The 19,975-nt window shown below is 72.7% G+C and carries 16 protein-coding genes; 10 read left to right on the forward strand and 6 right to left on the reverse strand.

Going from position 1 to position 19,975, the window contains the following annotated elements:
- Positions 1-14: 14 nt before the first annotated feature.
- Positions 15-1,421 (reverse strand): helix-turn-helix domain-containing protein, encoded by a 1,407-nt coding sequence (locus tag ACFU97_RS17630; RefSeq protein WP_384256981.1) that lies wholly within the window; start codon positions 1,419-1,421, stop codon positions 15-17.
- A 239-nt stretch (positions 1,422-1,660) separates the two neighbouring features.
- Between ACFU97_RS17630 and ACFU97_RS17635 the strand changes: the two genes are divergently transcribed.
- Positions 1,661-2,278: a hypothetical protein gene (locus ACFU97_RS17635; RefSeq protein ID WP_384256983.1), complete on the forward strand. Its 618-nt coding sequence runs from the start codon at positions 1,661-1,663 to the stop codon at positions 2,276-2,278.
- Between the two features lie 98 nt (positions 2,279-2,376).
- Entirely contained in the window at positions 2,377-2,838 is a 462-nt protein-coding gene (locus ACFU97_RS17640) for a hypothetical protein (RefSeq protein ID WP_384256985.1), read from the forward strand.
- Here the strand turns inward: ACFU97_RS17640 and ACFU97_RS17645 are convergent, their stop codons facing one another.
- A complete protein-coding gene (locus tag ACFU97_RS17645; RefSeq protein WP_384256988.1) occupies positions 2,839-5,847 on the reverse strand; it encodes an alpha-mannosidase in 3,009 nt (1,002 codons plus the stop codon).
- Between the two features lie 217 nt (positions 5,848-6,064).
- On the opposite strand from ACFU97_RS17645, the gene ACFU97_RS17650 reads away from it, so the two are divergent.
- Positions 6,065-6,517 carry an ATP-binding protein gene (locus ACFU97_RS17650; protein ID WP_384256990.1) on the forward strand — a complete coding sequence of 151 codons (453 nt, stop codon included), beginning with the start codon at positions 6,065-6,067 and terminating at the stop codon, positions 6,515-6,517.
- A 68-nt stretch (positions 6,518-6,585) separates the two neighbouring features.
- Here the strand turns inward: ACFU97_RS17650 and ACFU97_RS17655 are convergent, their stop codons facing one another.
- Positions 6,586-7,632, reverse strand: coding sequence for a DUF2637 domain-containing protein (locus ACFU97_RS17655; RefSeq protein ID WP_384256992.1), 1,047 nt, complete (start codon positions 7,630-7,632; stop codon positions 6,586-6,588).
- Positions 7,633-7,936: 304 nt separating this feature from the next.
- Positions 7,937-8,797 carry a (2Fe-2S)-binding protein gene (locus ACFU97_RS17660; RefSeq protein ID WP_384256995.1) on the reverse strand — a complete coding sequence of 287 codons (861 nt, stop codon included), beginning with the start codon at positions 8,795-8,797 and terminating at the stop codon, positions 7,937-7,939.
- A 155-nt stretch (positions 8,798-8,952) separates the two neighbouring features.
- On the opposite strand from ACFU97_RS17660, the gene ACFU97_RS17665 reads away from it, so the two are divergent.
- Both ACFU97_RS17665 and ACFU97_RS17670 read left to right on the forward strand, forming a co-directional pair.
- A complete protein-coding gene (locus tag ACFU97_RS17665) occupies positions 8,953-9,807 on the forward strand; it encodes a GntR family transcriptional regulator (protein ID WP_384256997.1) in 855 nt (284 codons plus the stop codon).
- 131 nt (positions 9,808-9,938) lie between these two features.
- The gene (locus tag ACFU97_RS17670; protein WP_384257000.1) at positions 9,939-10,244 is read left to right on the forward strand and encodes a hypothetical protein; all 306 of its coding nucleotides are present in this window, start codon (positions 9,939-9,941) and stop codon (positions 10,242-10,244) included.
- Positions 10,245-10,269: 25 nt separating this feature from the next.
- Here ACFU97_RS17670 and ACFU97_RS17675 read toward each other — a convergent pair whose 3' ends face one another.
- Together ACFU97_RS17675 and ACFU97_RS17680 are read right to left on the reverse strand one after the other, a co-directional pair.
- A complete protein-coding gene (locus tag ACFU97_RS17675; RefSeq protein ID WP_384257002.1) occupies positions 10,270-11,052 on the reverse strand; it encodes a hypothetical protein in 783 nt (260 codons plus the stop codon).
- A gap of 151 nt (positions 11,053-11,203) precedes the next feature.
- The gene (locus ACFU97_RS17680; protein WP_384257004.1) at positions 11,204-12,904 is read right to left on the reverse strand and encodes a PucR family transcriptional regulator; all 1,701 of its coding nucleotides are present in this window, start codon (positions 12,902-12,904) and stop codon (positions 11,204-11,206) included.
- Between the two features lie 343 nt (positions 12,905-13,247).
- On the opposite strand from ACFU97_RS17680, the gene ACFU97_RS17685 reads away from it, so the two are divergent.
- The 5 genes from ACFU97_RS17685 to ACFU97_RS17705 all read left to right on the forward strand — a co-directional run bounded on the left by ACFU97_RS17685 (position 13,248) and on the right by ACFU97_RS17705 (position 19,935).
- Entirely contained in the window at positions 13,248-14,138 is an 891-nt protein-coding gene (locus ACFU97_RS17685; RefSeq protein WP_384257007.1) for an FAD binding domain-containing protein, read from the forward strand.
- Positions 14,138-14,719, forward strand: coding sequence for a (2Fe-2S)-binding protein (locus tag ACFU97_RS17690; protein WP_384257009.1), 582 nt, complete (start codon positions 14,138-14,140; stop codon positions 14,717-14,719). The genes ACFU97_RS17685 and ACFU97_RS17690 overlap by 1 nt, the downstream gene beginning before the upstream one ends.
- A 5-nt stretch (positions 14,720-14,724) precedes the next feature.
- The gene (locus tag ACFU97_RS17695; RefSeq protein WP_384257011.1) at positions 14,725-17,109 is read left to right on the forward strand and encodes a xanthine dehydrogenase family protein molybdopterin-binding subunit; all 2,385 of its coding nucleotides are present in this window, start codon (positions 14,725-14,727) and stop codon (positions 17,107-17,109) included.
- Positions 17,110-17,278: 169 nt separating this feature from the next.
- Positions 17,279-18,736 (forward strand): NCS2 family permease, encoded by a 1,458-nt coding sequence (locus ACFU97_RS17700; RefSeq protein WP_384257013.1) that lies wholly within the window; start codon positions 17,279-17,281, stop codon positions 18,734-18,736.
- Between the two features lie 47 nt (positions 18,737-18,783).
- Positions 18,784-19,935, forward strand: coding sequence for an XdhC family protein (locus tag ACFU97_RS17705; protein ID WP_384257016.1), 1,152 nt, complete (start codon positions 18,784-18,786; stop codon positions 19,933-19,935).
- Positions 19,936-19,975 lie beyond the last annotated feature (40 nt).

Below are 19,975 nucleotides of genomic sequence, written 5' to 3' on the forward strand. Positions count from 1 at the left end.
GACGGCCGTGGGGCTCAGCTGTCGTAGGGGACCCAGGCGCGGTCGCCGGCGCCGTTGGTGCCGTACCAGTAGCGCGGCATGCCCTTGATGCCGCTCGTGCGGAACGGGCGGCCGTGGTCGTCGATGCGCAGCGTGCCGCTGCTGCCCTGGCAGGACCAGTCGAGCTCCAGGTACCAGCGCACGTCGTAGGCCTGCGTGGTCGCGTCGACCAGCAGCACCTCCGGGTCCTCGGCCGAGACGCGGTAGGGGAAGTGCACGGCGGGGATGGTGTGTTGGCTGTCCGCGCCGTCCTTCGGGCGGGCCACGGGGCGGTCGGCGTCGAGGTTCACGGTGAAGCTGCGCGGGGTGAGCTCGCCGCCGCAGCCCTGGTCCATGGCGTACGCGCTGCCGGCGGCCGGGGTGCCGCGGCTGACGACGCGCACCCGCAGCGCCTCCAGGACCACGGCGGTGGAGGACCGCCCCTGCACGGAGATCTGCACCATCGTCTGCCGCCCGTGCACCGCGCCCTGCGTGGCCGCCCAGGTCCCGGCGTCCTGCTGCACCGGGGGCGGCGGGACCTGCGCGGGCGGCTTGTCGACGACGTAGTCGTGGCCGCAGCCGTTCTGCCAGACCTGGGAGTCCGCGTGCCAGGCGAGGGGCACACCGGTGACCGGCCGGCCGGCGCCGGTGGGGTCCTGGCCCGGACCGGCGGACGAACCGGCGGACTTCTTCCCGGCGGCGGACGCGGACGCGCTCGGAGTGCCGCCGGGAGACGAACTCGCGGACCGCTTCGGCGTCGGCGAATCGTGGGGTGCCGCGGGAGCACTCGTCCCCGGCACAGAGTCGGAACGCGGCCCGGCCGTGTCCGAGGAGTGATCGTCCGACAGGGCCGACAGCCCGCCGAGGGTGGCGAGCAGCGCACAGGCGACGGCGGTGGACACGAGCACGCGCCGGCGGCGGTACCAGGGGCGGGCGGCCGCGGCGGGGGAGGGCGCGGGGTGTTCGGCACGCTCCGGCGAGGCACCTTCGGCAGGTCCGGCGTCCCGTGGCGACGCACCGTCGTCGGGCCCTGCCCCCTGCGGAGAGACCCCTTCATCGGGCCCGGCGTCCTGCGGCGAGGCATCGTCGGTGTCGGACCCGCCGTTCTCGGGCGAGGCACCTTCGGTGGTCGTGCCCGTGGCCCGGGGCCGCTGACGTGCCGCCACGGCCAGCAGCCACAGGCGGTGCAGTTCGAGGCGTTCGTCCGGGGCCGCCTCGCAGAAGGCCGCGAGCCGCTCGACGGGCGCGAAGTCCTGGGGTACCGCCTCGCCCGCGCAGTACCGGTGCAGCGTGGAGGTGTTCATGTTCAGGCGGCGGGCCAGTGAGCCGTAGCTCCGGTCCGTACGCGCCTTCAGCCGGCGCAGCAGAGCCGCGAACTCCTCGACGTCGTCCCGAGTCTCCACTCTTCCCCCGTCGTCCACCGTGTCCCCGTATCCCAGGCACTCATATACCTGCACGTCAGATGGGCTGGGATGGTTCCACCGTCGCCGATGGGCCGTCTGTCGTTGCGCCGGGCCCCGGTGGCGGCCGATGCTCTTGGTGTCGCACCGACCGGGGCCGGACGGACCATCCGCCGGCGGGGCGGCATCCCGCACCCATGCACCGATTCTCGACCCATGCACTCATCCACGGGGGGACATCCATGCCCAAGCGCACCCGAGCAGGCGCGCTCCTCGCACTCTCCGCCGCGGGCCTCGCCCTCGGCACCGCTCTCGCCGCCCCGGCGAACGCGGCGACCACCGCGCCCGGCTTCCTCGCGGCCAGGGACCTGCCGCCGCACCCGTCCTCGACCTGGACGGCGGACAAGGCCGCCGCCGGCGTACCGGAGGACACGGAGTGGGACGCCTGTCTGCGGGCCCTGCCGGGGCACGAGCGGGCCTGGCACCGCGACTTCCGGACGGACCTCGACACCAACGCCCGCCAGATCACCGTCGTGCTGCCCGACGTCCGCTCGGCCAAGGCCCTGGTCTCGGCCCTGGACAAGGACATCAGGTCCTGCCCGCGGCGGATCGAGGCGGCCGACCCGGAGACCGAGGCGACGGGGAAGGACTACGGGAGGCTCGCCGTCGAGGAGGGCGCCCACGTCTACGGGCTGCACACCGAGACGTCCTGGGGGGCCACCGACGTCCGGCTCCTGGCGGCCGGCCGGGACGGCCGGACCGTCACGGTCGTCAACTGGGCCCAGCTGGGCGGCTTCGAGGGCGCCCCGGTGAAGGCCTTCAAGAAGACGGCCGTCACGGCCGTGAACAAGCTCCACTGACCGCAGCACCGGGGCCGCCCTCCCGCCACGGGGGTCGGGAGGGCGGCCGGCACGACCATCTCATCGACCACAGCACACACCGAAAACGGGGAACACACATGTCCGGCAAGACCCGCACCGTCCTGACCGCCGGCGTCCTCGCCGTCGCCCTCGGCCTCGGCGCCACCGCCACGGCCTCCGCCGGCACGCCGCGCAGCGTCAGCGGCAAGCCGTCCGACGACATCACCCGCATCGCGAACTTCTACGGCGCCTACATCGACGCGGTCACCGACGAGGACAGCGGCAACCTCGGCACCGCGCTGCGCAGCCACTACCTCAGCGCCGGCTTCCAGAAGGAACTGGCCGCCTGGGAGGACAGGGAGCACGCCGACGGCGTCCTGCGCGCCCAGAACGTGCCGCTCGCCTGGAAGGTCACCGCCAACGGCAGCACCGCGAACCGCACGGAGGCCGTCGTCACCCTCACCTGGAGCAGGAGCAGCACCACCAAGCTCGTGGTCGACATGGCCCGCGACAGCCGCAAGATCGTCCACATCGGCGAGCAGGGCGCGGCGGCCAGGTAGTCACTGCGGCCGCAGCCGCACGGTGAGGATCTGGAACGGCCGCAGCTCGAAGGCCAAGTCGCTCTCGCGCAGCGGCCGTTCCAGCAGATCCGTCACCTCGGACCCGGCCACCGGGAACCCGGGCGTCAGCGTGGCCCGCGCCCGTCCGCCCCGGGACTCGTAGAGCCGTACCACCACGTCGCCGCTGCGGTCCTCGGCGAGCTTGACCGACTCGACGGTCACGGCCGGGTGGTCGACGCGGACGAGCGGCTCCACGGCGGGCGCGGGCGCCACCCGCAACGGCAGGTTGAGCGCGAGCCCCTCGGCGACGGCGTCCCCGACGTCCGCGCCCGGCAGCAGCGCGTACGTGAAGCGGTGCGTGCCCAGGTCCGTCTCCGGGTCGGGGCTGTGCGGGGCGCGCAGCAGCGTCAGCCGTACGGTCGTGCCGAGGCCGGCCTCGTGCGGCGTACGGGTCACGTCGTGGCCGTACGTCGAGTCGTTGAGGACCGCCACGCCGTAGCCGTCCTCCGCCACCCTCAGCCAGCGGTGCGCGCAGATCTCGAAACGGGCCGCGTCCCAGGAGGTGTTGGCGTGCGTCGGGCGGTGCACATGCCCGAACTGGATCTCCGCCGTGGAGCGTTCGGCGTGCACGTCGACCGGGAAGGCGGCCTTCAGGACCTTCTCCGACTCCTGCCAGTCGACGTCCGTCACGACGTCGACGCGGCGGCCCGCGGCCGCCAGCCGGATCTCCTGCGTGATCCGGGACTTCCCGAACAGGCGGGTCACCCGCACCGCCGCCGCCAGTGGCCCGTCCGCCACCAGCTCCACCGACTCGACGTCGGTGAGATCCGTGTGCCGGCGCCGGTAGTGCCGGTCGATGTCCCAGGCGTCCCAGGCGTTGGGGTGGTCGGGGTGCAGCTGGAGCAGGTTGCCCGGGCCGCACAGCACCTCGCGGCCGGCGGCCAGGTCGCGGACGGAGGACAGCAGGCCCCGCTCGTCCACGGTCACCCGCAGCCGGGAGTTCTCCAGCACGTACGCGCCGCCGTCCTGCCGCGCCCGTACGGTGTCGTCCGCGGTGTCCGTGACCGCCGCGCCGCCCAGGCCCGGCACCGTCACCAGCCCGCTCGCGACCACCTCCGTGCGCGGATACGGCGAGGCGTTGAGCACCACCGGCCCGCCCGTCCCGAGCGCGGCCACCGCCTCGGCGGTGATCTCCTCGATCTCGGTGAGCACCCGCGCATAGGTCTCGCGCGCCTCCCGGTGCACCCAGGCGATGGACGAGCCGGGCAGGATGTCGTGGAACTGGTGCAGCAGCACCGTCTTCCACAGGCGGTCCAGCGCGTCGTACGGGTAGGCGTACGACGGATCGTGTACGGCCGCCGTCGCGCACCACAACTCGGCCTCCCGCAGGGCGTGTTCGGAGTGCCGGTTGCCCTGCTTGGTCTTGGCCTGGGTGGTGTAGGTGGCCCGGTGCAGCTCCAGGTACAGCTCGCCCGACCACACCGGCGCCTGCGGCCCGTACTCCTGCTCGGCGGCGGCGAAGAAGGCCGCCGGCTTCTCCACCTCGACGCGCGGCGACCCTTCCAGCGACCGCAGCCGGCGGGCCCTCTCCAGCATCTCGCGGGTCGGACCGCCGCCGCCGTCGCCCCAGCCGAAGGGGACCAGCGAGCGGGTGGCACGGCCCTTGTCGGCGAAGTTCCGCTCGGCGTGGGCGAGTTCGCGGCCGTGCAGCTGGGAGTTGTAGGTGTCCACGGGCGGAAAATGGGTGAAGACGCGGGTGCCGTCGATGCCCTCCCACCAGAAGGTGTGGTGGGGCATCTTGTTGGACTGGTTCCAGCTCAGCTTCTGGGTCAGGAACCAGCGGATTCCGGCCAGTTTCGCGAGCTGCGGAAAGGCCGCGGTGTAGCCGAAGGAGTCCGGCAGCCAGATCTCCTCGGTCTCCACGCCGAGTTCTTCGGCGAAGAACCGCTTTCCGTGCACGATCTGCCGCGCGAGCGCCTCGCCGCCGGGCATGTTGGCGTCCGACTCCACCCACATCGAGCCCACCGGGGCCCAGTTGCCGTCCCGCACCGCCTTCTTGATCCGCTCCCAGATGTGCGGCTGGTTCTGCTGCACCCAGGCGTACTGCTGGGCCTGCGAGCAGGAGAACACCAGCTCCGGGTAGTCGGCCGCGAGCGCCGTGACGTTGGCGAAGGTGCGCGCGGCCTTGCGGACCGTCTCGCGCAGCGGCCACAGCCACGCCGAGTCGATGTGCGCGTGCCCGGTCGCGGAGATCCGGTGCGCGCTGGCCGAGGCGGGACGGGACAGCACGTCGGCCAGCGCGGCCCGGGCCGCAGGCGCCGTACCGGAGACGTCGTGCAGGTCGAGGGCGTCGAGCATGTCCTCCAGGGCGCGCAGGATCTCGTGCCGGCGCGGCCGGTCCATCGGCAGCTCGTGCATCAGCTCCGACAGCACCTCCACGTCCAGCACCAACTGCCACACGCCTTCGTCGAGTACGGCGAGGTCGGCAGAGCGGAACCGGTAGATGGGCCGATCCCCGGCGGTCAGCACGTCACCCAGGCGCGTAGGTGCGAAGCCGTGCAGAACAGCCGGATTGGCGGCCGCCTCCAGAAGCAGATGCACCGGTTCGCCTCCGCTCGCCGGTGAGCCGACGGCCAGGTGCCGGTTGCGCGGGTGAATGCCCTTCAACGGCACGCCGGAGGCGTCGTGGAGGAGTCCCTCGGCCTGGAAGCCGGGGCCGTCGCCGGAGAAACCGGGGTCGATCACCGCCTCGACGCGGCGGCCCGCCCACCCCTCGGGCACCTGGCCGGTCAACCGGAACCAACTCGTCGACCAGGGCTTTCCCCACGCCGTTCCGGCGGTGAAGGGGGCGAACTCGGCCTGCAGCGCCTCGTGCACGGGAACCGGCTCGCCCGGCACATGCCAGACGGACAGGACCAGGGGCACACGCTCCGCGTACTGGGCGGGTCGCACGAACTGTCCCATGGCGCGCTCCAGCCGCGCCTCCACCAGCAATCGGTCGTCGTGCACGGCGGCTCCCTCGGCGCTCGGACGGCACTGCCCAGGGTGGCACCTACCCGGCCGGAATCGTCGCATCCGTGGCCGAACGCCTGGTCGTTGAGCAATCGACATGACTGGCGCGTGCGCAGAGGGGCAAGCATCCCCCGTGAACGTGTTCGACACGGAGGGGACCGACATCGGCACGCGGGCGGGGGTCATGAAGAGGCAGGCGCGAGGGGGCGGTCCCATGGCGATCGGGGCCTTCTCGGCGAAGACGGCGGAGGTACAGGACGACGACGGCACGGGGCGGACGGAGCCGTCCCAGCTGCGGCAGAGACTCGGACGGTCCGACCTGAAGGCGGTGCCCGAGGCACGCAGGGCACTGCGCGAGCTGCTCACGCAGTGGGGCAGGCCCGGCCGTTCGGAGGTGGCGGAGCTGCTGACCAGCGAGCTCGTCACCAACGCACTCATCCACACCGACACCGACGCGGTCCTGACGGCCACCGTCTCACCCTGCGGCCTGAGGGTCGAGGTACGGGACTTCGTGGCCCGCAGACCCAGGCTGCGCGTCACCAACACCGACGACGGCACGCACGGCAGAGGTCTGCTGCTGGTGCAGTCCCTCGCCGACGCCTGGGGGGTCCGCACCCACGGCGTGGGGAAGGTGGTGTGGTTCGAACTGGACGCCGGGGCGGCCTAGCCGGCCCGGCGGCAACGGGAAGGGGGCGCGGCCCGCAGGCCACGCCCCCTTGTTCCGTCACACCACTGCTAGCCGAACTGCTGCTCCAGGTCCTTGAGCTTGCGCTCCAGGGAGTCGAGGCGCGGCAGGGCCATGGTGTCGTCCTCCGCGGTGAGATCGACGGTCACCTGTTCAGAACCGCCCTTGCGGACGGGCTGCAGGGACGGACGCGAGCGTACGGGCAGCGGCTCCGGGTTCGCTATGGCAGGCTCCGCTGAGACCGAGGCGGAGGAGCCCCGCTCCAGCGCCTGCGGTTCGGTCTGCCGGCCGCCGCCACGGCCGATGAACCCGCGGTGCCCACGGCTGATGGCCTTGAGCTGGGCCCGCTCCAGACGCTCCTGCTCGCGCCGGCGCAGCCGGTTGGACTCCTTCTGCCGCTCGTCCTCGCGCACCTCCTCGACCGCCTCGTCCAGGCTGCGCACGCCCTCCAGGAGCATGAGCGACCAGGCCTTGTAGGTCTCGCGAGGGGCCCGCAGCCAGCGGACGATGCGGATCTGCGGCAGTGGACGCGGCACCAGGCCCTGCTCGCGCAGTGCGGCGCGGCGGGTCTGCTTCAGCGCGCGGTCGAACAGGACGGCCGCGGACAGCGACATGCCGGCGAAGAACTGCGGGGCGCCCGCGTGGTCGATGCCCCTCGGCGCGTGCACCCAGTTGAACCAGGCCGCGGCACCCGCGAACGTCCACACCAGTATCCGGGAGCCGAGCGCCGCGTCACCGTGGCTGGCCTCGCGCACCGCGAGCACGGAGCAGAACATGGCCGCGCCGTCCAGGCCGAACGGAACCAGGTACTCCCAGCCGCCGGAGAGGCCGAGGTTCTGCTGGCCGAAGCCGACCAGACCGTGGAAGGAGAGTGCCGCGGCGACCGCCGCACAGCAGAACAGCAGGACGTAGGAAGCGGTGCCGTATATGGCTTCCTTGCGCCTGCGGCGCTCCTCGCTGCGCTCCCACGAGTCGTCCGTCTTCGCGTGCTCCCCGGACCGCTTGCTGCGCGCGAGCACCGCCACCGCCGCCAGCATGCCCAGGAGCAGTACGGCGCCCGGAAGCAGCCAGTTCAGCGATATGTCGGTCAGTCTCATCTGGGGTCCCTTGCATTGGGATAGGGCGTAACGCCCGCCATAGTGGCCCAATCCCTCCGGCCCTCAGGGGGTTTCGGGGCAAGAGGCCGCCAAGGAAGTGCAAGGGGATGCCCATGGCAGCGATCTGCTCGAACTGCCGCTTGAGGGGCGGGAGTTGAGTTCGAATAAGACTACCCGTACGGGTGGTTCCACGGAAAGTTCCTGCGGCAAGTGAGGAAGTTGTGAATTGCCGGTAACCGGGCGGGCGCCTCGTACCGCGGCCGATCCTACGGGACCGGCGGCGTCCGCGGCGCCTGAGGGTGCCTCAACTCGCGGCCGTGGCCAGCAGCTTGGTCACCCGGTCCGCGTCACAGGTGCGCGGGCAGGTGGCACACGTGTCCTGGGGGCGCACGGTGTAGAACATGCAACAACTCGCCCGGTCCCGGGTGGGCAGCGCCTCGCCGTCCGGCCCGGTCAGCTCCCGGAAGGCGGCGGACCCGGCGTACGGCTTCGTGGCGCCCGGCAGCAGCGCCTCCAGCTCGCGCATCGCGCGCCGCTCCTCGCCGAGCAGGTGGGCGACGTACCACAGACCCTCGACGATCTCGTCGGTCGCCATGCCCCACAGGGCGCGGCCGCGCCGGCGCATCCGCGGCCCGAACCCGGCCAGGACCGGTTCGAGGTGCTCGGCGACCGCGGCCCGCACCTCCGCCCGCAGCGCCTCCTCGCCGGCGACCACGCGTGCGCCGGGCAGGGCGGCGGCCGGATCGCCCGGCAGACAGGCGAAGCCGGCCGGGCGCACGGCCAGGCGGCCGGCGGAGAGGCCCGGCGCGGTGCGGTCGTAGGCGACGTGCGTGACGGGGAGGCGGGGCACCCGGCGCAGCAGGAACCACGGCACGGTGATCAGCAGGCAGGCGGGCCAGGCGTAGCGGTGCAGGCCGAAGCTCGCGACGACGTCCGGGCGGGCTCGCGTTCCGTAGTCCCGCCGCACCTGTGCGTCGTCCCACTCCAGGAAGGCCGTGAGGCCGGTGCCGCCCTCGGCGAGCGCGTCGGCGCCGACCCAGCCCCCGGTCCTCGGCGCCGGCTCGTCCGCGCCGAGCTGGGTGATCTCCAGGCCCGGAAAAGCGGTGGTCAGCCGGGTGTACGCGGCCGCGAGCACCGACGGGGGCACGGGGGTGTGCACGGGCATGCGGAACCGCCGATCCGGGATCGTTTGGAGGTAAGCCTTACCTTACCCGTATTCGTAGAGGTTTGAACTGACGGCTCCTGCGCCTATGGTGCTTGACGGACGAGTAACAACCCGTCGTAATGGCCCCAAGTACCGATACGTCCGAAGGAGGACCCGTGAGGCAGAGCGCACAGGGCTCGGCGGAGACGGGGACTCCCGAGGTGTGGACGGCGGCCGTGCCGCGGGTGCCGCAGCAGCCCGCCGCGGCGGACGTCGACCGGGAGCGCTGGGGCCCCACCCGCGCGGGCGGAGGCGAGCGCGCGGGAAGCGCCGAGCGCGGAGACGACGCCTCGGGTGCCACGCGCGGCGAGCACACGCACAGCGAGCCCCCGATCCCGCGCCCCCGCCCGGTGCAGCGTGCCTCCGTGCGCGGCCAGATCCTCGCCGCGCTGCGCAAGGCGCTGGTCGCGGGCGAGCTGGCCCCGGGCGAGGTCTACTCGGCCCCGGCGCTGGGCGAGCGGTTCGGGGTCTCCGCGACGCCCGTCCGCGAGGCGATGCAGCAGCTGGCGCTCGAGGGCGCGGTCGAGGTGGTCCCCAACCGCGGCTTCCGGGTGATCGAGCGCGGCACCCGTGAACTGGCCGAACTGGCCGAGGTCCGCGCCCTGATCGAGGTCCCGGTGGTGCTGCGGCTGGCCCGCACGGTCCCGGTCGAGCGCTGGGCGCAACTGCGCCCGCTGGCCGAGGCGACGGTCCGCGCCGCCTCCTCCGGCTGCCGCGCCACGTACGCCGAGTCCGACCGCGCCTTCCACCGCGGCCTGCTCTCCCTCTCCGGCAACGAGCAGCTCGTCCAGGTCGCCGACGACCTCCACCGCCGGGCCCAGTGGCCCCTCGTCGGCGCCCCGGCGTCCCGCGGCCGCACCGCGCTCCTCGCGGACGCGGCCGAACACGCGGCCCTGCTCGACGCGTTGATCGCCCGCGACCTCGAGGTGGTACGGGGACTGGTGGGGGAGCACTTCACCTCAGCGCCCTGAGGGACGGGCCGCCGTCACGGAACGGTGGGCTCCAGGTGACGGTTCCCGACGCGGCGAACCCGCACCGCGCGCCGTGCGTGGACGTCCGCACACGGCACGGACAGTGCGTGCCGGCGACGGAGGTGACACCGATGCCCGACCCGTCCTTCTACGCCCAGCAGGCCGCGCAGCAGGCCCAGCAGCAGGCGCGACAGGCTCACCAGCAGGCCCACCAGAGCGCCATGCGGGCTCATCAGCAGGCCGTCCAGGACGCCGTGCGGCGCGGCCACCGCCCGCCTCCCGCGCCGGTCCACACGGGGCACGGGGGACGGGCCGGCGGTCTCGTCCCGTTCCTGCTGCTGGTCGTCGTGGCCGTGGTCCTCTCCCGTGACGCCGCGCTGCGCCACTCCGTCCTGGGCTCGCTCCACCACCTGCTCACGACGGTCCTGCACCGCTGACGGGTCGGGCCGCACCGGGTGAGGGTCAGGCCGTCGCCGCTCCGGCGGCCGGTGGGGCCAACTGTCGTGCCAGCCACGTCGGTACGCCCCCGAGCAGCCGGAACAGGCGTCGCGCCTCCTCGCGCAGGCGGGACGCCTCCGGCTCCGGTTCGGTGTCGGCCAGCGAGACCAGCGCGGGTGCCGTGCCGACCAGGTAGCCCAACTCCTCGCGGATGCGCAGGGATTCGGCGAAGCCGTGCCGCGCCTCGGCCAGCTCGCCCTCCCGCAGCGCGAGTCCGGCGAGGTGGCGCCAGGTGAAGGACAGCAGCAGCGGGTCGGAGTGGGCCGTGGCGCCCGCGTGCGCCCGCCGGAACGCCGCCCGGGCGGCCTGCGGCGACCCGGTGAGGTTCTCCGCGAGCAGCCCCCGCCGGAAGTCCAGCACGGCCCGGCCCGCGGCGCCCGGCGCGATCAGTGCCGCCGCCCGCCCCAGCGCCGCCCGCGCCTCGTCGGCCCGGTCGCGCACTCCGTGCAGCGTCGCCGCGTACGCAAAGTGCCCGCGTTCACAAGCGGCCGCGCCCCGCTCGTCGTCGGTGTGGGCCAGCGCCTCGGCCGTGCGCAGCGCGTCCTCGGCCTCTTCCCAGCCCTGCTCGGTGTAGAGACACCGCTCGACCAGCAGCGCGGTCCGCTGCAGAGCGGCATCCGCGGTGCCGGGCGGGAGCAGCGCCGCCGCGTCGGCCCAGCAGGCCCGCGAGCGCAGCCGCCATACCGCGGTCTGGAGGGGATCGTCACCAGCGGTCGTTCCGTAACCAGACATGGCGGTATGCGCCACGTTGCCCTCCCCGAGCACGCCATCGAGCTATGAGTGGTGGCGGCATCTCAGCACGAATTCCGGCGCCCGGCCAAGGGGGTGGGTGAAGGATTTCACAAAGTCGTGGGCGCCGACGGCACTTGGTGCCACAACGCCCGGGGCGCGTGTGACCTCAGCTCATCCGCAGCGCCAGGAAGAAATCGAGCTTGTCCTCGAGGCGCGAGAGATCACGGCTCGTCAACTGCTCGATCCGCCCGACCCGGTAGCGCAGCGTGTTGACGTGCAGGTGCAGCCGGGTCGCGCACCGCGTCCAGGAGCCGTCGCAGTCGAGGAACGCCTCCAGCGTGGGGATCAGCTCGGCGCGGTGGCGGCGGTCGTAGTCGCGCAGCGGATCCAGCAGCCGGGCGGTGAAGGCGCGGCGGACGTCGTCCGGCACGAACGGCAGCAGCAGCACGTGCGAGGCCAGCTCCTGGTGGCCCGCCGCGCACACCCGTCCGGGCCGCGCCGCGGCCACCCGCCGGGCGTGCCGTGCCTCCTCCAGCGCGCCGCGCAGCCCCTCCGCCGAGTGCACGGCGGCGCTGACGCCGAGCGTGACCTGCCCGTCGTCGTCCAGGCCCGCCGACAGCGGGTCCCGGACGGACTCCAGCAGCGTGTCCGCGAGGATCCCGGCCTCGGAGCCGTCGTGCTCGGCCGAGACGGCGGGCAGCGGTACGAGCGCGATGGCCTCGTCGCCCGTGTGCGCCACGGCGATGCGGTCGGACGGCTCGGGGCCCGTCGCGAGCGGGTCGACCAGGATCTCCTCCAGGAGTGCCTGCGCGACCGGCCCCGCCTCGATGTCCGAGCCCTCCCACTCGACCCGGGCCACCACCACCTGCCAGTGCGGGGCGGCCCCGAGCCCGGGCAGCAGCACCGGCGCGGCCACCCGCAGCCGGGCCGCGATCTCGGCCGGCGCGGCGCCCGACTGCACCAGCTCCAGGACCTCCTGCGCCAGCCGTCTGCGCACCGTGCGGGCCGCGTCCCGGCGGTCCCGCTCGACCGAGATCAGCTGGGTGACGCCCTGGAGCAGGTCGAGCCGCTCCGCGGGCCAGTCCCCGGCGTCGGCCTCGACGGCGAGCAGCCAGTCGGAGAGCACCGTCTCGCGCACGTCCCGCGAGGCCTGTGCCGCGCGCCCGCCCCCGGCCGGCGCCGGGCGCTGCCCCCAGGACCGGATCGGGAAGAGGCTGTACGTGGCCGGGCCGAGCGTCACCCGGTGCGGCCCGCGCCGGCCCGTGCGCGCGGCGGCCAGGTGCTCCGCGGCCAGCTTGGCGCAGAGGTCGGCGGGCATCCCGGGCCCCGCGACCTTGGGGCCCGCGATGAGCCGCCCGGTGGGGGAGAGCACCCAGGCCCGCAGGTCCAGGTCGGAGCCGAGCAGGTCGAGGACCACGTCCGGGCCGCCGCCCGTGGGGCCCGAGGTCATCATCCGCCGGTGCCGGTCGACGACGGCCGCGAGGTCGCCGGCGCGCTCGCCGGACACCTGCCGCACCACGTGCTCGGTGATCGTCGCGAACGCCACCGACTCGTGCACCGCGAACAGCGGGAGCCGGTGCCGCACGCAGGCCGCGACCAGGTCCTCGGGGACGGCCCCCAGCTCCGCCTCACCGGCGGCGAGCGCGGCCACCCCGGCCTGCGCGAGGATTCGTACGAACGGTTCCGAGTCGTCGGCGTCCCGGCGCCAGGCCAGCCCGGTCAGGACCAGCTCGCCGCCCGAGAGGTAGCGGCTGGGATCGCGCAGGTCCGTCGTCATCACACCGCGCACGGTGCGGTCGAGCTCGTCGTCGCCGCCGAGCAGCCGCAGGCCCAGCGCGTCGGTGTCCAGCAGTGCGCGCAGCCGCATTCTCGTCGCCGCCGTTCTTTGTCTCGAAATCTACGATGTGGGGTGAGGAGGGCCGGTGGAAGGTGCCCGCTGACCGCCGCGTCCGGCGCATCCTTCGATTGCCAGGCTGTTTCCTGCGTTTCTACAGGAAAACGAAGAGGTTGCTGATGACCTCCGTTCATACGAATCTACAAGATGCCCGGCTTGGCCAGCCAACTCCTTCATGGTTTCCGTGACTGACCCCGGCGGAGTACGGCGCTGTGTACTGGCTCCACTTCGCGTAAACAGCACATGAACGAGCCGCGACCGCCGCACCCGATCTGGCTCGATCCGTACGACCACGAGACGAAGAAGAGAGCCGGCAATGGACTTCCTTCGCCCCGCCAGCTGGCAGGAGGCGCTCGCCGCGAAGGCCGAGCACCCCACCGCTGTGCCGATTGCGGGTGGCACCGATGTGATGGTCGAGATCAACTTCGACCACCGCCGGCCCGAGTACCTCCTCGACCTGAACCGCGTCGGCGACCTCTTCGAGTGGGAGGTCGGCGAGGAGAGCGTACGGCTGGGCGCCTCCGTCCCGTACACGCAGATCATGGAGCACCTGCGCGCCGAGCTGCCGGGTCTCGCCCTCGCCTCGCACACGGTCGCCTCCCCGCAGATCCGTAACCGCGGCGGTGTCGGCGGCAACCTCGGCACCGCCTCCCCGGCCGGCGACGCCCACCCCGCCCTGCTGGCGGCCGGCGCCGAGGTCGAGGTCGAGTCGGTGCGCGGCAGCCGCCGTATCCCGATCGACGAGTTCTACACCGGCGTGAAGCGGAACGCACTCGCCGCGGACGAACTCATCAAGTGGGTGCACATCAAGAAGGCCGACGGGCCGCAGCAGTACTCCAAGGTCGGAACCCGCAACGCGATGGTCATCGCGGTGTGCGCCTTCGGTCTCGCGCTGCACCCGCAGACGCGGACCGTTCGCACGGGCATCGGTTCGGCCGCTCCCACACCCGTCCGGGCCAAGACCGCCGAGGAATTCCTGAACGCGGCGCTCGAAGAGGGCGGCTTCTGGGACAACGGAAAGATCATCACCCCGTCGGTCGCCAAGCAGTTCGCGGAGCTGTGCTCCGGTGCCTGCAACCCGATCGACGACGTCCGGGGCACGGCGAGCTACCGCCGGCACGCGGTCGGCGTCATGGCCCGCCGCACGCTCACCTGGACCTGGGAGTCGTACCGCGGCGCCCGCCGCATCACCGAGGGAGCTGCGTAATGCGCGTCAACTTCACCGTCAACGGACGCCGGCAGGAGGCCGACGACGTCTGGGAGGGCGAGAGCCTGCTCTACGTCCTGCGCGAGCGCCTGGGCCTGCCCGGCTCCAAGAACGCCTGCGAGCAGGGCGAGTGCGGCTCCTGCACGGTCCGCCTGGACGGCGTCCCGGTCTGCTCCTGCCTGGTCGCGGCCGGTCAGGTCGAGGGCCGCGAGGTCGTCACTGTCGAGGGCCTGGCGGACTTCGCCAAGCAGCGCTCCGAGGGCGGCTGCGCGAGCGGCGCCTGCGGCACGTCGCTGCAGGACGCCCAGCAGTGGGCCGCCAAGGGGCAGGACTCGCAGACGGGCGAGGGCGGCGAACTCTCCCCGATCCAGCAGGCGTTCATCGACGCCGGAGCCGTCCAGTGCGGCTTCTGCACGCCGGGTCTGCTGGTCGCCGCCGACGAGATGCTCGAGCGCACCCCGAACCCGAGCGACGCGGACATCCGCGAGGCGCTGTCGGGCAACCTGTGCCGCTGCACCGGCTACGAGAAGATCATGGACGCGGTCCGCCTCGCGGCCGCCCGGCAGGGAGAGGCGGTCTGAGCCCGATGCCCACCAACGGAGCTCCCACCAAGATCACCCAGGGGTCGCAGACCAAGGGCGGCATCGGCGAGTCCACGCTCCGCCCGGACGGCACCCTGAAGGTCACCGGCGAGTTCGCGTACTCGTCCGACATGTGGCACGAGGACATGCTGTGGGGCCAGATCCTGCGCTCCACCGTCGCGCACGCCGAGATCGTCTCCATCGACACGGGCGAGGCCCTCGCCACCCCGGGTGTCTACGCCGTCATGACCTACGACGACCTGCCGACCGAGGTGAAGAACTACGGCCTGGAGATCCAGGACACCCCGGTCCTCGCGCACGGCAAGGTGCGCCACCACGGCGAGCCCGTCGCGATCGTCGCCGCCGACCACCCGGAGACCGCGCGCCGCGCCGCCGCCAAGATCAAGGTCGAGTACCGCGAGCTGCCCGTCATCACCGACGAGGCCTCCGCGACCGCGCCCGACGCGGTGCTCGTGCACGAGGGCCGCGACGACCACCACTCCGGCCACGTCCCGCACCCGAACATCGTGCACCGCCAGCCGATCGTGCGCGGCGACGCGGACGAGGCGGCGCGGCGCGCCGACGTGATCGTGCGGGGCGAGTACACCTTCGGCATGCAGGACCAGGCCTTCCTCGGCCCGGAGTCCGGCCTCGCCGTACCGGAGGAGGACGGCGGCGTCCACCTCTACATCGCCACCCAGTGGCTCCACTCCGACCTGCGCCAGATCGCGCCCGTGCTGGGCCTGCGCGAGGACAAGGTGCGGATGACGCTGGCCGGCGTCGGCGGCGCGTTCGGCGGCCGCGAGGACCTGTCGATGCAGATCCACGCCTGCCTGCTGGCGCTGCGCACCGGCAAGCCCGTCAAGATCGTCTACAACCGCTTCGAGTCCTTCTTCGGGCACGTCCACCGCCACCCGGCGAAGCTCTACTACGAGCACGGGGCCACGAAGGACGGCAAGCTCACGCACATGAAGTGCCGGATCGTGCTGGACGGCGGCGCCTACGCCTCCGCCTCCCCGGCCGTCGTCGGCAACGCCTCGTCCCTGTCGGTCGGCCCGTACGTGATCGACGACGTCGACATCGAGGCCGTCGCCCTCTACACCAACAACCCGCCCTGCGGCGCGATGCGCGGCTTCGGCGCGGTCCAGGCGTGCTTCGCCTACGAGGCGCAGATGGACAAGCTGGCGGCGAAGCTGGGCATGGACCCGGTGGAGTTCCGCAAGCTGAACGCCATGGAGCAGGGGACCATCATGCCGACCGGGCAGCCGGTCGACTCCCCGGCCCCGGTCGCCGAACTCCTGCGCCGCGTCAAGGCGATGCCCATGCCGCCGGAGCGCCAGTGGGAGTCCAGCGAGGGCGCGGACGTACGGCAGCTGCCCGGCGGCCTGTCCAACACCACCCACGGCGAAGGCGTCGTCCGCGGCGTCGGCTACGCGGTCGGCATCAAGAACGTCGGTTTCTCCGAGGGATTCGACGACTACTCCACCGCCAAGGTGCGCATGGAGGTCGTGGGCGGCGAGCCCGTGGCCACCGTGCACACCGCGATGGCGGAGGTCGGCCAGGGCGGTGTCACCGTCCACGCGCAGATCGCCCGCACCGAGCTGGGCGTCGCGCAGGTGACCATCCACCCGGCCGACACCCAGGTGGGCAGCGCCGGTTCGACGTCCGCCTCCCGGCAGACCTACGTCACCGGCGGCGCCGTGAAGAACGCCTGCGAGCTCGTGCGCGAGCGGGTGCTGGAGATCGGCCGCCGCAAGTTCGGCACCTACCACCCCGCCTGGGCCACCGCCGAACTGCTCCTGGAGGGCGGCAAGGTCGTCACCGACGGCGGCGAGGTCCTCGCCGACCTGGTGGACGTCCTCGACGGCGAGGTGGTGGAGCTGGAGGAGGAGTGGCGCCACCGCCCGACCGAGGCCTTCGACCTGCGCACCGGCCAGGGCAACGGCCACGTCCAGTACTCCTTCGCCGCGCACCGCGCCGTCGTCGAGGTCGACACCGAACTCGGCCTGGTCAAGGTCATCGAACTGGCCTGCGCGCAGGACGTCGGCAAGGCGCTCAACCCGCTCTCCGTCGTCGGCCAGATCCAGGGTGGCACCACCCAGGGCCTGGGCGTGGCGGTGATGGAGGAGATCATCGTCGACCCCAAGACGGCGAAGGTCAGGAACCCCTCCTTCACGGACTACCTGATCCCCACGATTCTCGACACGCCGACCATCCCCGTCGACGTGCTCGAACTCGCCGACGACCACGCCCCGTACGGGCTGCGTGGCATCGGTGAGGCACCGACCCTGTCGTCGACCCCGGCTGTCCTCGCGGCGATCCGCAACGCCACCGGACTCGAGCTGAACAGGACCCCGGTCCGGCCCGAGCACCTCACCGGCACCGTGTGAAAGACCTCCGGGCGGCGCACGGAACGTCACACCTTCCGCGCCGCCCGGAGAACCCAGTTCGTTCGTCTCGGGCCGTCCCCCGGGTCGTGCGGCCGCAGCACCATCCCAAATCCCGCAGTCGCCCCGTGGCGCTGCCGGGTGCCCCTGTGAACCTTGGGAGTAGGCCCACATGACCCAGCAGTCACTGGAGCCGGCGACCACCGCCGACGACGCGGGTGCAGGATCCCGCGTCCCGGCCGGCAGGTCCTGGCTCGACCGGTACTTTCACATATCCCAGCGCGGATCCTCCGTCGCACGCGAAGTGCGCGGCGGCGTCACCACCTTCATGGCGATGGCGTACATCCTGCTGCTCAACCCCCTGATCCTGTCCGGCAAGGACGCGGCGGGGGACACGCTCGGCCAGAAGGCCCTGATCACCGCCACGGCGTTCGGCGCGGCCTTCACCACGCTACTCATGGGTTTCGTCGGCAAGGTGCCGCTTGCCCTCGCCGCGGGCCTGTCCGTCTCCGGCGTGCTGTCCTCGCAGGTGGCTCCGCAGATGACCTGGCCGCAGGCCATGGGCATGTGCGTGATGTACGGCGTGGTCATCATGCTGCTGGTCGTCACCGGCCTGCGCGAGATGATCATGAACGCGATCCCGCTCGCGCTCAAGCACGCGATCACCATGGGCATCGGTCTGTTCATCGCCCTGATCGGCCTGGTGAAGGCCGGCTTCGTGCACCAGGGCAAGGCGACCCCGGTCACCCTCGGCCCGACCGGTGAACTCGCCGGCTGGCCGGTGCTGCTCTTCGCCGTCACCCTGCTCGCGATCTTCATGCTGCAGGCGCGCGGCGTCCCCGGCGCGATCCTGATCGGCATCGTCGGCGGCACCGTGACCGCCGTCGTCCTCAACGCGGCCGGGGTCATCGACCCGAAGCAGTGGGCGAGCGGCGCTCCCGAACTGCACGGCAGCGCGGTGTCCATGCCGGACTTCTCGCTCTTCGGGAAGGTGGAGTTCGGCGGCTGGGGCAGCGTCGGCGCGATGACCGTCGGCATGATCGTCTTCACGCTCGTGCTGGCCGGCTTCTTCGACGCCATGGCCACCATCATCGGCGTCGGCACCGAGGCCAAACTGGCCGACGACCAGGGCCGGATGCCGGGCCTGTCCAAGGCGCTGTTCATCGACGGCGCGGGCGGCGCGATCGGCGGCGTCGCCGGCGCGTCGGGCCAGACGGTGTTCGTCGAGTCCGCCACCGGCGTCGGCGAGGGCGCCCGTACGGGCCTGTCCTCCGTGATCACCGGCCTGTTCTTCGCGGCCTGCCTGTTCTTCACCCCGCTGACGGCGATCGTCCCCGGCGAGGTCGCGGCCGCGGCCCTCGTGGTGATCGGCGCGATGATGATGATGAACGCCCGGCACGTGGACTGGGCCGACCGCGCCACCGCGATCCCGGTCTTCCTGACCGTCGTGATCATGCCGTTCACGTACTCCATCACCGCGGGCGTCGCGGCCGGAGTCGTCTCCTACGTCGCCATCAAGATCGCCCAGAGCAAGGCGCGGGAGATCGGGGCGTTCATGTGGGGCCTGACGGCGATCTTCCTGATCTACTTCGCACTCAATCCGATCGAGAGCTGGATGGGCGTGCACTAGCCGCCCGTGGACAGCCCTACGCAGCAACCCCGTGAGGAGACCGACAGATGCTGGACATCGCCGAGGAGCTGAACCGGTGGGTCGAGCAGGGACGTGACTTCGCCGTGGCCACCGTGGTGGCCGTCGGCGGCAGCGCACCCCGCCAGCCCGGCGCCGCCCTCGCGGTGGACGCCGACGGCACGGCGATCGGCTCGGTCTCCGGGGGCTGTGTGGAGGGTGCCGTGTACGAGCTGTGCCGGCAGGCCCTGGACGACGGCGACACCGTCCTCGAGCGGTTCGGGTACAGCGACGAGGACGCTTTCGCCGTCGGCCTGACCTGCGGCGGCATCATCGACATCCTCGTCACGCCGGTACGGGCCGGGGATCCCGCCCGCCCGGTGATCGCGTCCGCGCTCGCCGCCGCCGCCCGTGGGGAGGCGGCGGCGGTGGCGCGGATCGTACGGGGACCGGCCGAACTGCTCGGCCGGGCCCTCGTGGTGGGCCCCGGAGGCTCCACCGAGGGCGGCTTCGGCGGCCGCCCCGAACTGGACCGCACGGTCGCGGCGGAGGCCGGTGCCTTCCTGGACGCCGGGCGTACCGGCACCCTGGAGATCGGCGAGCAGGGCTCGCGCTGCGGCGCCCCGCTCACGGTCCTGGTCGAGTCGTCCGTGCCCGCCCCCCGGATGATCGTCTTCGGCGCGATCGACTTCGCGTCGGCGCTGGTGCGGATCGGCAGGTTCCTGGGCTACCGGGTGACGGTCTGCGACGCGCGCCCCGTCTTCGCGACGAAGGCGCGCTTCCCCGAGGCCGACGAGATCGTCGTCGAGTGGCCCCACCAATATCTGGAGCGCACGCCGGTGGACGGCCGGACGGTCCTGTGCGTGCTGACCCACGACGCGAAGTTCGACGTCCCGCTGCTGCGGCTGGCGCTGCGCCTGCCCGTCGCCTACGTCGGCGCGATGGGCTCCCGCCGCACCCACCTCGACCGCAACGAGCGCCTGCGTGAAGTCGGCGTGACGGAGCTGGAACTGGCGCGCCTGCGCTCCCCGATCGGCCTCGACCTCGGCGCCCGTACGCCCGAGGAGACGGCCCTGTCCATCGCCTCGGAGATCGTCGCCGACCGGCGGGGGGGCAGCGGGGTCTCCCTGGCCGGCGCGCACACGCCGATCCATCATGACGGTGCGTCGGTGGGGGTGGGGCGGATCGGGTCGGTGGCGTGAAACTCGCCGACGCGGACCGCCCGGCGGTGCATCATCTCGA

Origin of the sequence: Streptomyces sp. NPDC057616 (genome assembly GCF_042800575.1) — a bacterium.
Taxonomy (GTDB): domain Bacteria; phylum Actinomycetota; class Actinomycetes; order Streptomycetales; family Streptomycetaceae; genus Streptomyces.

What these genes read in the sequence shown, in the direction of transcription:
- ACFU97_RS17640 (WP_384256985.1), top strand. Translation starts at nt 2,377, where the DNA reads ATGTCCGGCAAGACCCGCACCGTCCTGACCGCCGGCGTCCTCGCCGTC.
- ACFU97_RS17670 (WP_384257000.1), top strand. Translation starts at nt 9,939, where the DNA reads ATGCCCGACCCGTCCTTCTACGCCCAGCAGGCCGCGCAGCAGGCCCAG.
- ACFU97_RS17650 (WP_384256990.1), top strand. Translation starts at nt 6,065, where the DNA reads ATGGCGATCGGGGCCTTCTCGGCGAAGACGGCGGAGGTACAGGACGAC.
- ACFU97_RS17660 (WP_384256995.1), bottom strand. Translation starts at nt 8,797, where the DNA reads ATGCCCGTGCACACCCCCGTGCCCCCGTCGGTGCTCGCGGCCGCGTAC.
- ACFU97_RS17685 (WP_384257007.1), top strand. Translation starts at nt 13,248, where the DNA reads ATGGACTTCCTTCGCCCCGCCAGCTGGCAGGAGGCGCTCGCCGCGAAG.
- ACFU97_RS17655 (WP_384256992.1), bottom strand. Translation starts at nt 7,632, where the DNA reads ATGAGACTGACCGACATATCGCTGAACTGGCTGCTTCCGGGCGCCGTA.
- ACFU97_RS17690 (WP_384257009.1), top strand. Translation starts at nt 14,138, where the DNA reads ATGCGCGTCAACTTCACCGTCAACGGACGCCGGCAGGAGGCCGACGAC.
- ACFU97_RS17680 (WP_384257004.1), bottom strand. Translation starts at nt 12,904, where the DNA reads ATGCGGCTGCGCGCACTGCTGGACACCGACGCGCTGGGCCTGCGGCTG.
- ACFU97_RS17695 (WP_384257011.1), top strand. Translation starts at nt 14,725, where the DNA reads ATGCCCACCAACGGAGCTCCCACCAAGATCACCCAGGGGTCGCAGACC.
- ACFU97_RS17700 (WP_384257013.1), top strand. Translation starts at nt 17,279, where the DNA reads ATGACCCAGCAGTCACTGGAGCCGGCGACCACCGCCGACGACGCGGGT.
- ACFU97_RS17635 (WP_384256983.1), top strand. Translation starts at nt 1,661, where the DNA reads ATGCCCAAGCGCACCCGAGCAGGCGCGCTCCTCGCACTCTCCGCCGCG.
- ACFU97_RS17705 (WP_384257016.1), top strand. Translation starts at nt 18,784, where the DNA reads ATGCTGGACATCGCCGAGGAGCTGAACCGGTGGGTCGAGCAGGGACGT.